The sequence below is a fragment of the Sulfurimonas sp. genome (assembly GCF_016744025.1).
Taxonomy (GTDB): domain Bacteria; phylum Campylobacterota; class Campylobacteria; order Campylobacterales; family Sulfurimonadaceae; genus Sulfurimonas.
This window is the reverse complement of the sequence record NZ_JADGFC010000056.1, coordinates 1-14,858: the sequence shown is the minus strand read 5'-3', so window position 1 is coordinate 14,858 and position 14,858 is coordinate 1. Positions and strand designations below refer to the sequence as shown.

The 14,858-nt window shown below is 32.0% G+C and carries 17 protein-coding genes and 1 pseudogene; 5 read left to right on the top strand and 13 right to left on the bottom strand.

Annotated elements, in window-relative coordinates:
- Positions 1-96: 96 nt before the first annotated feature.
- The 3 genes from QZZ48_RS09110 to QZZ48_RS09100 are packed head-to-tail and all read right to left on the bottom strand — an operon-like array spanning position 97 to position 2,494.
- Entirely contained in the window at positions 97-726 is a 630-nt protein-coding gene (locus QZZ48_RS09110) for an NAD(P)H-dependent oxidoreductase (RefSeq protein ID WP_294964657.1), read from the bottom strand.
- A gap of 14 nt (positions 727-740) precedes the next feature.
- Positions 741-1,337: an NAD(P)H-dependent oxidoreductase gene (locus QZZ48_RS09105; RefSeq protein ID WP_294964654.1), complete on the bottom strand. Its 597-nt coding sequence runs from the start codon at positions 1,335-1,337 to the stop codon at positions 741-743.
- Positions 1,338-1,348: 11 nt separating this feature from the next.
- A complete protein-coding gene (locus tag QZZ48_RS09100) occupies positions 1,349-2,494 on the bottom strand; it encodes an iron-containing alcohol dehydrogenase (protein ID WP_294964651.1) in 1,146 nt (381 codons plus the stop codon).
- Positions 2,495-2,622: 128 nt separating this feature from the next.
- Between QZZ48_RS09100 and QZZ48_RS09095 the strand changes: the two genes are divergently transcribed.
- Positions 2,623-2,997 carry a helix-turn-helix domain-containing protein gene (locus QZZ48_RS09095; protein WP_294964649.1) on the top strand — a complete coding sequence of 125 codons (375 nt, stop codon included), beginning with the start codon at positions 2,623-2,625 and terminating at the stop codon, positions 2,995-2,997.
- A complete protein-coding gene (locus QZZ48_RS09090; RefSeq protein ID WP_294964646.1) occupies positions 2,997-3,896 on the top strand; it encodes an AEC family transporter in 900 nt (299 codons plus the stop codon). Before QZZ48_RS09095 ends, QZZ48_RS09090 begins: the two co-directional genes overlap by 1 nt.
- A gap of 10 nt (positions 3,897-3,906) precedes the next feature.
- Here the strand turns inward: QZZ48_RS09090 and uvrA are convergent, their stop codons facing one another.
- Complete coding sequence (gene uvrA / locus QZZ48_RS09085; RefSeq protein ID WP_294964644.1) at positions 3,907-6,738, bottom strand: excinuclease ABC subunit UvrA; 2,832 nt, start codon at positions 6,736-6,738, stop codon at positions 3,907-3,909.
- Positions 6,739-6,746: 8 nt separating this feature from the next.
- Positions 6,747-7,478, bottom strand: a complete 732-nt coding sequence (locus QZZ48_RS09080; RefSeq protein WP_294964641.1) for a sulfite exporter TauE/SafE family protein — start codon at positions 7,476-7,478, stop codon at positions 6,747-6,749.
- Positions 7,479-7,600: 122 nt separating this feature from the next.
- Here QZZ48_RS09080 and QZZ48_RS09075 point away from each other — a divergent pair, with 122 nt between their 5' ends.
- Genes QZZ48_RS09075 through QZZ48_RS09065 form a run of 3 tightly spaced genes read left to right on the top strand, consistent with a single transcriptional unit; the run spans position 7,601 to position 9,247 of the window.
- Positions 7,601-8,023 (top strand): chemotaxis protein CheX, encoded by a 423-nt coding sequence (locus tag QZZ48_RS09075; RefSeq protein WP_294964638.1) that lies wholly within the window; start codon positions 7,601-7,603, stop codon positions 8,021-8,023.
- A gap of 1 nt (position 8,024) precedes the next feature.
- On the top strand, positions 8,025-8,366 hold the full coding sequence (fliN, locus tag QZZ48_RS09070; RefSeq protein ID WP_294964635.1) for a flagellar motor switch protein FliN: 342 nt from the start codon (positions 8,025-8,027) through the stop codon (positions 8,364-8,366).
- The gene (locus tag QZZ48_RS09065; RefSeq protein ID WP_294964632.1) at positions 8,363-9,247 is read left to right on the top strand and encodes a hypothetical protein; all 885 of its coding nucleotides are present in this window, start codon (positions 8,363-8,365) and stop codon (positions 9,245-9,247) included. Before fliN ends, QZZ48_RS09065 begins: the two co-directional genes overlap by 4 nt.
- Here QZZ48_RS09065 and QZZ48_RS09060 read toward each other — a convergent pair.
- The 8 genes and pseudogenes from QZZ48_RS09060 to QZZ48_RS09025 form a co-directional block, all read right to left on the bottom strand.
- Positions 9,244-10,389, bottom strand: a complete 1,146-nt coding sequence (locus tag QZZ48_RS09060) for a hypothetical protein (RefSeq protein ID WP_294964629.1) — start codon at positions 10,387-10,389, stop codon at positions 9,244-9,246. The genes QZZ48_RS09065 and QZZ48_RS09060 overlap by 4 nt on opposite strands.
- On the bottom strand, positions 10,390-11,343 hold the full coding sequence (gene dusB, locus QZZ48_RS09055; RefSeq protein ID WP_294964627.1) for a tRNA dihydrouridine synthase DusB: 954 nt from the start codon (positions 11,341-11,343) through the stop codon (positions 10,390-10,392).
- Positions 11,343-12,359, bottom strand: a complete 1,017-nt coding sequence (locus QZZ48_RS09050; RefSeq protein ID WP_294964624.1) for a hypothetical protein — start codon at positions 12,357-12,359, stop codon at positions 11,343-11,345. The genes dusB and QZZ48_RS09050 overlap by 1 nt, the downstream gene beginning before the upstream one ends.
- Before the next feature lie 16 nt (positions 12,360-12,375).
- Positions 12,376-12,726 carry an RNA polymerase-binding protein DksA gene (gene dksA / locus QZZ48_RS09045; RefSeq protein ID WP_294964622.1) on the bottom strand — a complete coding sequence of 117 codons (351 nt, stop codon included), beginning with the start codon at positions 12,724-12,726 and terminating at the stop codon, positions 12,376-12,378.
- A 9-nt stretch (positions 12,727-12,735) separates the two neighbouring features.
- Positions 12,736-13,194 (bottom strand): 23S rRNA (pseudouridine(1915)-N(3))-methyltransferase RlmH, encoded by a 459-nt coding sequence (locus QZZ48_RS09040; protein WP_294964620.1) that lies wholly within the window; start codon positions 13,192-13,194, stop codon positions 12,736-12,738.
- Positions 13,191-13,754, bottom strand: a complete 564-nt coding sequence (locus tag QZZ48_RS09035) for a thiamine phosphate synthase (RefSeq protein ID WP_294964617.1) — start codon at positions 13,752-13,754, stop codon at positions 13,191-13,193. Before QZZ48_RS09035 ends, QZZ48_RS09040 begins: the two co-directional genes overlap by 4 nt.
- Positions 13,754-14,602 (bottom strand): acetyl-CoA carboxylase, carboxyltransferase subunit beta, encoded by an 849-nt coding sequence (gene accD / locus QZZ48_RS09030; RefSeq protein ID WP_294964614.1) that lies wholly within the window; start codon positions 14,600-14,602, stop codon positions 13,754-13,756. Before accD ends, QZZ48_RS09035 begins: the two co-directional genes overlap by 1 nt.
- 51 nt (positions 14,603-14,653) lie before the next feature.
- Positions 14,654-14,858 (bottom strand): annotated as a pseudogene (locus QZZ48_RS09025) (hypothetical protein); the annotation flags it as partial.

The following is a 14,858-nucleotide window of genomic DNA, read 5'->3' as shown; positions in this document are numbered from 1 at the left end:
CCCTAGGAGACAAAAACTGTTACCACTGGTATCGTAAAGAGGTGAAATAAGAAAACTTGTTTTACTGGTCTTGAAAAAGGGAACCATTATACTTTTTTAATCAATAAACTCTACTACTTCATCAAAGGGAAGTCTTTGTTGAGTTGATTGCTCATTTATTCTATACCCAAGTGGGATTGCCATTGATAATCTATACTTACTTTTATCAATATTTAAAATATCTTCAACCTGATTTTTGTCAAAACCTTCTATAGGACAAGAGTCAATACCTTTTATAGCTGCTGCACTCATTATATTGGCACCTGCAAATGCAGTTTGTTTAGCTGTCCATGCAAATATATTTTCATCACTACTTAAAGTATCTGCTAAATGATCTGCATATAACTTTAGATAAAAATCCAACTTATCTTGTGGCATTTCACGTCTTGCAAACCTTTTTTCAGGTAAACCTGATTCTGGTTTTACAGACTCTATTCCGGCTAAGACAATTACTAAATGAGAGCAAGAAGTAATTTGAACCTGATCCCAACAAGCAGGTCTAAGTTTAGCTTTTAAATCTTCATTTGTTATAACCAGAAATTTCCAAGCTTCCATACCAAATGATGAAGGAGATCTTCTTCCTGCTTCCATGATATATCTAATATCTTCATCAGATATCTTTTTAGTATCATCAAACAATTTACATGCGTGTCTAAATCCTAATGACTCTTCAAATGTCTTTTCCATAATCTTTTCCTTTATTAGTTGTTTTTAAAATTTTTCTCTAACAATTTTGTAAACTTCTCTAACTCACTATCCATATCCAAGTCACCTTTAAATATATCATGAACAGAGTAAGTCTCTAAAGGCTCAGCTCCACAAAATTGAAATGTTTTATGTGTAGCAATATTTGCTTCATCAAGTGATAATCCATCAAAGAAACCATCTTTATCAGAAAATTCACTTATTGGGCAGTTGTATGTTAGCGAAAGCATGTACTTTGTACCTTGCAGCAATCCACCACTACCATAGCGTTTTGTTGCATCACTTCTAGTTCTGCCATCATTTATATATATGCCATTATGATCACCAGCAGAAAAAACTTCATCTATATATTTTTTAGTAATCCAAGGAACACCCATCCAATAAACAGGAAATTGAAATAAAATATAATCCGCCCAAACAAACTTTTGTACTTCTTCTTTAGCGTCATAGTCACTTTCAACTATACTATGCTTTACATTAAAAGCATTTTTTTCAAAAAATTCTGATGCAGAGTTTATATACAGATTCGTTAAATTTCCCTCTGCAACTTCATCATATTTTTGATGTCCATTTATTATTAGTACATTTTTCACAAGTGCCCCTTTTATGCTTTTTCTAAAATATTTACTATTGCATCTACGGTATACATTTCACCAATACCCCACATAGATGCAGTTGCATTTGCATTTATAGCTAATTCAACTATGCCATCTCTTGGAATATTTACATCTGCTAGACTTACTGGTGCTCCTATTTTAGCAAACCATTCTTCAAGTTTTTCTATTCCTTTGCTAGAGTCTTCTTCATTGAATATCTCTTTAGCAAATCTTTTGAACTGCTTAGGGTTTTGGTTTTCATACCATTTCATCCAAGCTGGAATCACTACAGAAAGACCAGCACCATGAGCTACATTGTATAGAGCAGATAATGAATGTTCTATCATATGATTTGGAAAGCTTCCACCTTCTGTTCCAGCAGGAGTTAGTCCATTAAGTGCTTGAATAGCAATCCATGCAAACTCAGCTCTTGCTTCATAATCATTAGGATTTTCAAGTAGTACTTCTGTAGTCTCCATTACAGTTTTTATAATTGATTCTACAATTCTAGAGTTGAAATTTGGATGTAATGTTGCTGTAAAATAAACCTCAATAGAGTGTGCGATAATATCAACTGCTGAATAGACAAGATACTCTCTTGAAACTGTTGCCATTAACTCTGGGTTAACTACAGAAACTACTGGATTTATAAGTATAGATGCAATAGCATATTTTTGTTTCGTTTCATCATTCATAACTACAGCATTTCCATTCATCTCACTTGCAGTTGCAGCAAGTGTCATTACAGTAAATACGGGAAGTGCTTCAGTTATTTCTGCTTTATGTATGAAAAAGTCCCAAACATCTCCATCATACTTTGCTCCAGCCGCAATTGCTTTAGCAGAATCTGCAACTGAACCACCACCAACGCCAAGAACAGCTTGAATTTTTTTCTCTTTAATAATTTTAATACCGTCATTAACTCTACTTAAAAGAGGATTACTAACTACACCGTCTAACTCTTCATAAGAGATGCCATTAGTTTTTAAAGATGCAATGATTTTTTCATATAATCCATTTTTTTTGATACTACCTGAGCCATAGACAAGTAAAATACTCTCTATATTTGCTTCTTTAATATACTGACCTATATTATTTTCTTTTTCTCTGCCAAACTCTATTTTTGTTGGATTGTGATACATAAAATCATTCATACTTTTTTATCCTTATTTAATTAATTTTGGAAATTATATACATAATGAACTTAATTGTTCCTTACGATATTTTAGGTAAGCAATGGAGTTAATTATACTTTATGCTATAATTCCAAATAAGGAATATTATGTATTATGTAAATGACAAAGAATTTAAATGCTCAGTTGGAGTAACTTTAGATATTTTTAATGATAAGTGGAAGATGAGTGTTATATGGCATCTACTAGAAAGCGATAAAAGATTTAAAGAACTTCATGAAGATATATCTGAGATAACTCAAAAAACTTTAACAGTAAAACTAAAAGAGTTAGAGAGTAAAAAAATTATTAACAGAGAAGTTTTTCCAGTTGTACCACCTAAAGTTGTCTATTCTTTAACTCCTATTGGCAAAGAACTAAGACCTGTTCTAGAGAGTATGTTTAACTGGGGTATAGATTATGTTCAAGAGTGTGGAACTATATCTGGTGAAAATGCATGTGAAATGAAGTTATTTAAAAGATAATGGAAAATTTTGCACTTATATTTGTAGCCATTTTTCTTGGTTACGCACTGAGTAGACATAATGACTTTGCTAAAGAGACACCGATAATACTTAATCAGTTTATCATTTACATCTCACTTCCAGCAATGGCTCTATTAGAAATACCAAGGTTGAGTTTATCTTTTGATGTACTTATTCCTGTTATTGTAGCTTGGATTGCAATAGGTTTTAGTGCCATCGCTATTTTACTTATCTCTAAATTTTTTAAATTTACTAGAGAAGTAACTGGTTCTTTGATGCTTGTAGGTGTTCTAGGTAATACTTCTTTTGTAGGAATCCCTGTTATGCAAGCTTATTTTGGTGATTCATCTATTCCTTATGTCTTAATGTATGACCTATTAGGATCTTTCATCGTACTCTCAACTTATGGTACTTTTATCTCTGTATATTATTCAAGTGCAGAGAATATAGATGTTAAAGCAATTGCAAAAAAGATGCTGACTTTCCCACCATTTTTATCATTAATGGTCGCACTATTATTTATAGGAACTACTTTTAATCCTGTAGTAATTAGTGTATTGTCAGCTTTTTCAAGTACTATTGTTCCTTTGGCATTAGTTGCAGTAGGATTTCAACTCAGATTTAAACTACCAAAAGAAGATATAAAGCCATTTTTTAGTGCCTTAGGTGTTAAACTAATCTTTGCACCAATTGTTGCTATAGTAGTTGTTTATCTTTTTTCATGGGAGAATGACGCAGCTTTAATTTCTATTATGGAGTCTGGAATGGGGCCGATGATATCAGCTGGAGCAGTTGCATCTATGGCAGGCTTAGCACCAAGGCTAAGTTCGGCCATAGTTGGATATGGAATACTTATATCATTTTTTACAACATGGATTTTATTTAAAGTTATAATGTAAAAAAGAGCTATTAGAGCTTGTGTAAGGCTAGCTCTTTTTCTAAATATGCACCTGTATAACTACCATTTTCTTCATGAGAATTAGCCAGATCTTCAGGTGAACCTTCAGCAATGATTAGACCACCGCCAGAACCACCTTCAGGACCCATATCTATAACCCAATCAGCATTTTTAATCATATCTAGATTATGCTCGATAATAAGCACAGAATTTCCAAGTTCTACAAAGTGATGAAGAACTTTTGTAAGTCTATCAACATCAGCAAAGTGAAGTCCAGTTGTTGGCTCATCTAGGATATAAAGAGTTTTTCCTGTATCTTTACGGCTTAACTCTTTACTTAGTTTGATTCTTTGTGCCTCACCACCTGATAGTGTTACGGCATTTTGACCAAGAGATATATAACCAAGACCTACATCAACAAGAGTTTTCATCTTTTGGTGTATTTTTGGGATAGGTTTAAAAAATTCAAAGGCTTCATCTACGCTCATATTAAGAACATCAGATATAGTTTTACCCTTGTAAAATACTTCTAAAGTTTGTTGATTATATCTTGTACCATGACAGGTATCACACTTAACCATAATATCTGGAAGAAAGTGCATCTCTATCTTTATCTCGCCTTCACCCTGACACTTCTCACATCTACCACCTTTAACATTAAAGCTAAATCTTGAAGTAGTATAACCACGAATTTGTGACTCTTTAGTTTGAGAAAAAAGATTTCTTATCTCATCCATTACACCAGTATAAGTTGCAGGATTAGATCTTGGTGTTCTACCAATAGGACTTTGATCAAGATAAATAACCTTATCTACATTTTCAAGTCCTGTAATTTCTACACCGGCAACTTTATTTACTTTTCTTGCATGGTTTAGCAACTCTCTTGCAGTTGGAAGAAGAGTTTGTAACATCAAAGAACTTTTTCCACTTCCACTTACACCTGTAATACAAACAAAGTTATTTAGTGGAATTTTGGCACTTAAATTTTCTATATTATTTATACTTACATTTTTTATTTCTATATATTTATCTTGTGAACGTCTGTAAAAGTATTCTATCTTCTTTCTTCCATATAGATAATCAGCAGTCAGTGTTTTAGCTTTTTTGAGCTTATCTAATGTTCCACTAAAGACAACATCACCACCAAATTTACCTGCACCAGCACCAATATCTACAATAAAGTCGGCATTTTCTATAGTCTCTTTATCATGCTCAACAACAATAACGCTGTTACCTTTTTCTTGAAGACTTCTAAGAGTACGAATAAGCTTTAAAGTATCTCTTTCATGCAGACCAATACTTGGCTCATCTAAAACATACAATACTCCAGTAAGACCACTACCAATCTGAGATGCTATACGAATTCTTTGAGCTTCACCACCACTAATACTTCTAGCATCTCGACCAAGTGTAATATAACCAAGTCCAACATCAAATAAGAAATATAATCTTTCTCTAATCTCATTTAAAATAGGCTGTGCTACTTGAGAATTTTGAGCATCTAAGTATGAAAAGTTATCTTCATTTGCAAACCATTCGTAAGTTTTACCTATTGGCATCTCTAAAAGTTCAGATATACCTTTTTGCCCTACTCTAACTGCTAAAGATTCAAGTTTTAGTCTATTTGAATTACAAACATTACAAGTTTTTTCACTCATATAATCAGCTAATTCTTTTTCATCTTTGAACATATCGTAAGCTATTTTGACAATTCCAGGCCACATTCTTTTTACTTCGTGATTTTTCCAAAGAAAACTTACTTCTTCTATACCACCGTGTAAAATAGCTTTTTTCTGATGTTCTGGAAGATCTGAGTAAGGAACGGTGATATCAATTTTATTGTAAGCACAGAAGCCTTTTAAAAATGTAAAGTAGTAACCTTTGTTAAATCCGTAAACAATTTTTACAGCACCCTTCTCTACCGAGAGGTCTATATCTATAATTTTATCTTGATCAAGTGCGTAACGTAGACCAAGACCATCACATTCACTACAAGCACCCTTAGGTGAATTAAAAGAAAATGACAGAGGTTCAAGCGGATCAAAACTTATCTTACAGTCAAAACAAGCATTGTGTTCACTATAATGAATTTGAGATACATTTAAATCCATCTCTTTATGATTTAAAATATCTATCTCTAACTCACCATAACTCTCTTTTAAAGCTTTTTCAACATCTGCTGCAATACGTTCTTTATTTTCAGGTTTAACAACAACTCTATCTATAACAACTTTAATAGTATGCTTTTTAGTCTTACTAAGTTCTATCTCTTCATCAAGTCTTACCATAACGCCGTCTATCATAGCTCTTACGTAACCCTTGTGAACAAGAGACTCTAGCATATCTGCATATGAACCTTTCTTTTCACGAACTAGTGGAGCTAGAAGTACAAGTTTTGCACCCTCTGGAAGTTTTGCAACTTCACCGATTATATCAGATGCAAACATCTGAGAAATTACTTTTTTACATTTGTGACAGTGTTGAACACCAACACGAGCATATAAAAGTCTAAAGTAGTCATATATCTCAGTAATAGTTCCTACCGTAGAACGCGGATTTTTAGAAGTAGTCTTTTGATCAATTGCAATAGCTGGAGTAAGTCCTTCTATTTTATCTACATCAGGTTTTCCTACACGATCAAGGAACTGTCTTGCATAAGATGAAAGGGACTCCATATAACGTCTCTGACCCTCTGCATAGAGAGTATCAAATGCCAGTGTTGACTTACCACTTCCACTAATACCAGTCATTACAACTAGTTCATTCTTTGGAATTGTTAAACTTATATTTTTTAAATTATTTTCTCTTGCACCAGTTATTGTTATTACATCTTTTTTTTTCATTTAAACCTCTAAACAAATATTCTTTGAACTAAATACATCACTACTAGGAAATAAAAACCTACTAATAGTCTTCTTTGTAAAATTGCATTGACTTTATCTTTTAAGTAAATACCAAAATAAACTCCAACTAAAGAAGCTATTCCTATAATAACTCCACTTTCATAATCTATATGTCCCAATCTAGCATGTGAAATAAAACCTGCTATTGATGAAAAAACCACAAAAAATAGACCAGCAGAGATTGCTTTTTTTAGTGGAACATTTAAAAAACCCACTAAAATAGGGACTAGAACAATACTCCCACCAACACCTATAGTCATGCTTATAGCACCTAATAAAAGACCTGTGATAAATAGTAGCGGTTTACTTACCTCTCTTTGTGTCTTTTCTTCTTTAGTCTTAAAAAAGAGTCTAAGAAGCGCAAAAAATGCAAAACCTAAAAATATCATTTCTAGTGTTTCATCATTTAAGCTAGATGCAATGTTGCCACTAAGCAATGCTCCAATAAAGCCACCAATACCTATTGTAGTTATCATAGCAACATCAAGTGTGCCTTTTTTATTGTTAAGATAACTACCAAAAACAGAGCTAAAAACCATCTGTACAACCGTGATTCCTATTGCTATTTTTGTGTCATATCCAAGTAGGAGAAGTAGAGGAACTAATATTGTTCCACCACCAATACCAAAAAAGCCTGATACTATTCCAACAATGACACCAAGTAACATCAATTCAATCATAAATCACCACTAAAACTTTTCGCGGATTATACTCCTACTAGGCTTTATAGTTGATTTATTACTCACACTTTAATTTTGCTTTGAGATTGAATGAAGTATAATCAAGTCAATAAAGGGTATATATGTTAAAAACTATAATTCAAGCCTCAGAAAACTTTTGTATTCATCAAATTAGAGAAGCACATATTGTTAATGACGGTATTAATGAAAAGAGAACGTTTATTGCTTATATAGATATAAATACTCAAGATGGCAAAAAATATAGAGTTTATATTGCATCTGATACAAGCTTTATGCAAAGAGTTTCAAAGCTTTTTTTAGAAGAAGATGAGAGTGATGAGGAGACTTTAATAGATATGACATTAGAGACTACAAACCTTATTGTTGGAAGTGCTAAAGTAATTGCTGAGGAAGCTGATGAGAATACATATAATATCAATACTCCTCACTTTGAAAAAATAGATAAATTTGACTTTGCATATGATGAGGCTAAGATTATTAAAATACAAAATGACGAAATGATAATAGCAATCAAGGAACTATAAATTGGCTAAGAAAAGAAAGCATAGCTACGGTGAGAAAGATACACCATTTAATGAAGACCAAGAACTATCATGGATGAACTACAGCGGTCTTTTAGACATGGAAGTTGAGTTTGTATCAGACCTTGGTGAAACAGAGTTAACTATTGCTGAAATTTTACAGTTAGACAAAGGCTCTATAATCGACTTAAAAAAACCAGCAGGTGAGAGTGTAGAGTCTTATGTAAATGGACGTATATTAGGAAAAGGCGAAGTTATGGTTTATGAAAAAAATCTTGCTATTCGTATTAATGAAGTACTAGATTCCAGTGCCGTTTTATACCACCTTTCTAAAGAGAGACTATGATCAAACTTTTACTTATATTTCTTCTTCCATTAGCCCTTAATGCCTCAAAAATTTTAAGCTATAACATTTATGATAGAACTGATAGAGCAGATGTTATTATTACTTTTGATACTCCTTATGATGGAGTTATCAAACAGAGTATCTCAACGTCAAAAATTATTATTAAACTTACGGATGCCCAAATAGAATCTTCAAAACTAAAAAGATTGTCTTCTAAGTACTTACACTCTATTAATATCATTCCAATGTCTGGATATACTCAAATAGTTGCATCTGTTTCAGATGCAGTAACATTAAAAGCTTCTAAAACATCAGACGCCTATGGACTTAGATTAAGATTTAGTACAAAAGTTCCTGCACGTGCGAAAAAGCCTGTTACACAGAATAATAACCTCCTTGAATCTCTACCTACTAAAAAAGATTCAGAGATGAGTCAAAGTTATTTTATAGTAATTAGTATACTTATTATTGGAATTGTTCTTTTACTTGTTATCAAGAAAAAAGCCATTCCAAAAAACAAACAAACACAGCAAAATTCTTGGTTGTTCAAAAACAATAAAAATAGTAATTCTTCAAATCAAATGCCAACACCCTCTCTACAAGATGACAATGTATCAATAAAGTTTCAAAAGAAAATAGACAATTCAAGTAGTGTAGTAATGTTAGACTTTGGTGAGAAAAGTTATCTTATACTTATGGGTGCGAATAATATACTATTGGATAAATTTACAGATAACAAACCTGAAACACAGGAAGATTTTGAATCTATTTTACAGAGTAGACATCAAGAACTAGATGAGTTTTTATCTTTAAAAGATGAAACAAAAGAACCTTTACAAGCATATAAAGAGAGAGCAGCTTCTATATCTTATGAAGCCTAAGACTTCTTTGAGTCTCTCTCAAATCTCTCACGAAGCAGTTTTTTAATCATTTTAATATTTGGCATATTAAGTTCATAACTATCATCCATCATCTTATTCATATGAAACACTTCTGTTACTGTTATACCATAAGGATCTTTCTTTTCTTTTGTTATCTTTGAATCGTCATCAAAAGAGTATAGATATAAGTTCTTACGCCCTTTTTGTATATAATAAGTAAGAACTATCTCATCACTATACTTCTTCTCTATAGCCACTATAATTCTTTGATTGTCTGGATACTCTTCATTTAGATTTAACAATACTCTAGCATTTTCTACACTCATGTATCCAATATAGAATTTATTGTATAAGTCATGATATCTTTGAATAGTATACTTCATCAAAAATCCCATATCAATTATATGTTTTTTATGACTTCTAATAGTCTTTGTAATCCAAGACATTGTGTTGTAGTATCTAAACTGATAAAGCTTAAGTGAATGTGCTTCAATCATTTTTTCAGAGTTTACTCTAGAAATAGGAGCAAGTTCTTTTATATTTGAATCTTTAATATATTCAAGTACATTTTTTGCAGAAAATTCTTCTGTAAACCATACTTTACAATAATCTGGAAACTGTCTTGTTCCAGTAGCACCTTCATTAAGTATAATAAGGGCTTTGATTTCATAATCTGGAAAGATAGTTTCAAGAAGTGCTTTTTTCTTTCGAAGTCTCTTTCTTAATTTTAAAACAGATTTAACAAGAGTCATTTCAACAAAATAAAGTTCTTTATCTTTTGTGACAAGCATTGCATCAAATTCACTGATTTCTCTGCTTTTTGTTCTATATACTATTTGTTGTTTTTCACTGATAGATAGTGTATTCGCATGTGCTTTTTGTCTGCCCTGATGAAAGCCTTTGAGAATAAACTTATCTATCTCATCATTTGTTTGGGCATATCTTAAAAGCTTTTCATAAATAAAGTTCTCATATACTTCACCTTCAAAAGAACGATACGAACTCAAAAAGAGAGTATCTTCTTCATCTATACCTTTTGCTATTAGAGAAAGTAAATGCTTAACATTATACTCATAGTGAAAAATATTATCGCTTATGTCACTATCATCTAATGTTTGAATTGATTTACTTATCTCTAACATTTATGTTACCTGCTCAGTATTTTTAAAGAAGTCATCTATCACAGCTCGATATTCACCTATATCAGATATATGGTTTACGCTGTTTCTAAGTGCTGAAGCACCTTTGTAACCTTTAGAGTATGTATGAGTATGTTTTCTAAACATAGCAACGCCATGAGCGTCATAAAACTCTATCATTTTGTCAAAGTGCTCCATGATTATATCATGCTTAATATTATTGTCAATGTCTTGGCTACCAGTACGTAATTGATGAAAGATCCATGGAGCACCAACAGCACCTCTACCAATCATAACTCCATCTGTTCCAGTGTGCTCTAAAACCCACTTAGCCTTTTCATAAGAATCTATATCACCATTAGCAATTACTGGAATTGATACAGCGTTCTTAATTTCTTTAATTGCGTCATAATCAACAGCTGCTTTAAACTTTCCAGCACGTGTTCTACCATGAACAGCTAAGAAATCTGCTCCACTATCTTCTACCATCTTCGCAATATCTATATGATTCTTTTCTTCAAATCCAAGTCTAATTTTTACACTTGTAAGACTTTTATTTGAAGTATCTTTGATAGTTCTGATAATATCACCCATAAGAGGTAAATTTAAAAGCAGAGAACTACCACTACCATGTCCAACTACTTTAGGTACAGGACATCCACAGTTAAGGTCAATAATATCTATACCCTCATATTCATTAATCACTTCAACAGCACGTCTAACCATATCACTATCAGAACCTGATATTTGAGCGGAGTAAGGATCTTCAATAGGTGATTTTTGTAGCATATGTAATGTTTTTTTTGAACCATGAGCTAAGGCATTTGAACTTAGCATCTCACTTACAGTAAGATCAGCTCCAAATTTTTTAACTACACTTCTAAATGGCAAATCTGTAAACCCGGCAAGAGGTGCCAGGACATATATAGGTTTGTCGAAAGAGAGTTTATCTATCATTAAATAAACAAGTTAATATTGAAGTTTTTACCACACTCTTTTAAAGCACTATAAGCTTTAAAGTTTAAGTACTCATTATCTTGTGTATTTTCAAGAAGTTCATTAGCAGGTGCAATCATTTCTAAATCAAATAGTGTAAACATATAAGCTTCAATTGCGTCTTCTCTTGTTTCACTAAGTGTTTCAAATAATTTTATTCTCTGATCTGGAATCATACTAACAGAAAGAGAACTAGAAATCTTTATAAGATCTTTTGTATCTAAGTCTAATATATTAAAAATATTAATTAATGCTTCATTTGATATATCCAAACTACTTTCACTTGCATTTATTCTAGATAAGATATCAAAAAGTGATTCTTTTGTTAAAAAAGATTTATATTGTTCTATTTTAGTAAGAGAAGCAGTTTTAACTAAATCTGAATATGCTTCTTGTACTAAAGAAGGAGCATAAGTATCAGCACGACTTAAAATATTTTCTGCAGTGATATCACCTTTTTTGTAACGGTTTCTATCATTTTGTATTACTAGAGCATTTTCAGGTTTAAGTGAATATTTTTTAAGTTCTACAACTTCTCCATTTTTAATGTCTTCTATCACTTTTAAAACAGCATCAAGTTTTTCATTCTGAGTGCCATCACTTAAAGAAGCACTAGGAAATAGAGTAGTATTATCTATTATAGAACCTAAAAGTTGGTATCTAGGAGTTTTATATATATGATTTCTTTCATCTTTTGACATGTAAGCATCAGCGATAGCATCAATTACTTTTTCGAAATCTTTATTATATTTACGAAGATTAAACCCTGCTAACATAGAGTAAAATGACATATGTATTACACTTGTAATATATAAAACTACAAGAGGGACTATAACCCATACTGCAACAGGGAATGCCGGCAGTGAAACACCAAATACTTCAATAGCAGTAGTGTCTTGGGAAACGTATGCGAATACATACCATCCTACTAAAGCAATCAGAATTAGTGACGCTATCGTATATCTTTTTATATGCATAAATTTGCTCCTTAAATTAATTAGATTTTTCTACGATCTCTCTACAATCGATGCAGTATATCGCATGTGGCTTAACTTTTAAACGTTGGAAACCTATTGGGTCTTCACACATCTCACATATTCCGTAGTCACCATTAGCTATTTTACCAAGTGTAACTTGGATTTCACTAAGCTCTTTTTCTTGTTGAAAAACTATTGCGCTCTCTACCATAGAGTTATTATTAACAGAAGCATGATCGCCCTCATCATTTAACTCTAAAGAATTCAGCTGATCTAGCTCATCATTAACACCTGAAATATTCTTAATTATTTGTACTTTTCTACTTTCTAAAATTTCTTTAAAGTAGTTTAACTCACTCTCTTGCACTGACTTTCCTTACTTATGATATGGATGGTTACTTAATATAGAGAAACCTCTATAAATCTGCTCTAGCAAAACTGCTTTTGCTATCTTGTGACTCAGAGTCAATTTACTTAAACTTATTACGGCGTCACTTTTTTTTAAAAAGTTATCATCAAAGCCGTAAGCACCGCCTACGAAAAATTTAATGGATATTTTATCATTTAATAGCTTACTAAATTCAAAACTATCGATTAATTTTCCATCTGGGTGCAAACTAATGCAAAAACTGTTCTTTATGTATGGTTCTAGAGCACGTGTATATGCCTGTTTTGAAGCATCTGGTGAAATAGTGTGTGCTTTTGCTACATCTTTGGGAAAAATTTCAATATCTTCCACTTTTGCGAAGCGAGAAATCATTTTTGACAACTCTTTATATAAAGGGTCATATGTTGATCGCTCTTTTTTTGCTATTGAAACAATATCTATCTTCATTTTATTAGTCCACTTGCAATAACTCTATATGCTACATTTGAAAAATTATCATCAAATTTCACTCCGCCTATTGCTGCTACTAGATGTTTAGATTTGGAAGCTATGGCATCTAAATTTGGACCTAAAACACTAGCTATATCTGTTTTTGTACTCGTTTGTCTATATGCTCCAAGACCAATATAGTTTAAGTCCATCTCATTAGCCTCAAGTACTTCTTTTTCATTGTGAGTAGAGATTCCTAAAAGTTTTTCTTCTTTTATAACACTTCTAAGTATTTGCACTGCTTTAAAAACATCATTGTCAATAGCTTTTAGATCTTCTTGTCCAACATGCACACCGTCACAAAAATCTATTAATTCATAAGCATCATTTACAATTAAAAAACCATCGAATTTTTTTCTAATGAGGATAAGTTGCTGTTTGATAAAAGCTATATCAGCATTTTTATTTCTATATTGAATAATTTCTGCATTGTTAGCTTTTGCTATCTCAATAAATTCTTCTAAAGAGACGCTTCTCTTATCGAGAAGCTCTTGGTCACACAATGCATATAGACGCATTAAGCTGCTTTATATAGTATAGTTAAAAGGTCTGAAAGTGTCTTTTTAAGTTCATTTCTATTTACAATCATATCAACAGAACCTTTCTCTAATAAGAATTCTGCTCTTTGAAAACCATCTGGAAGAGCTGAACCAATAGTTTGCTCGATTACTCTCTGTCCTGCAAACCCGATAAGAGCACCTGGTTCTGCTATGATAATATCTCCAAGCGTAGCGAATGAAGCACTAACACCACCCATAGTTGGATCAGTAAGAACAGATATATAAGGTAAGTTGTTATTTGCAAGTTTAGCTAAGGCTGCTGATGTTTTACTCATTTGTAAAAGAGCAAATGTACTCTCCTGCATTCTAGCTCCACCACTTGCACTTAAGATAATAAGTCCTTGCTTTTTCTCTATAGCACGTTTTACTGCTCTAACAATTTTTTCACCTTCAACTGAACCTAATGATCCACCCATAAAACCAAAGTCAAATATTACAATTTGTGAAGCAATACCATTCATAACAATATCACCACTAACTACAGATGATTTTCTTCCTGTCTTTGCAAAGCTTTCTTCAATTCTTTTTGTATAAGCTTTTTTATCAACAAATTTTAGAGGGTCAATAGGATGAAGATTTGCATCATATTCAACAAATGTACCTTCATCTTCTAAGAGTTTTATTCTCTCTTTTACACCGATACGAAGGTGGAAACCACACTTTGGACATACATAATTTTGGTTTTCTACTTCTTTATAATACATAAGAGCGTGACATGATTTACATTTCACCCAGTGAGAAGAAGATTCATTTTTAGTTGCTTGTTTTTTTGCAGAGTTAAAAGAAAAAATGCTTAAGAGATTCAAGAAATATCCTTGTTTTATAAAATTTATCCGCGATTATATCGTATTTTTACTTTAAAAATTAAATGCAACACAAAACTTTAAGTAATTGTTATATGATATGCTATCCGGTTCATAATAGCCATCACTTCCATCGTACTCTACATCTGACGCAGTGATAATTTGTGACTTAATTAAAAATATGGGGGTTTGAAAACCCTTGCAAACTTCTGTATATTGGTAAGAAACCAAGGTATTTCTATAATGGATTATAAAAAAG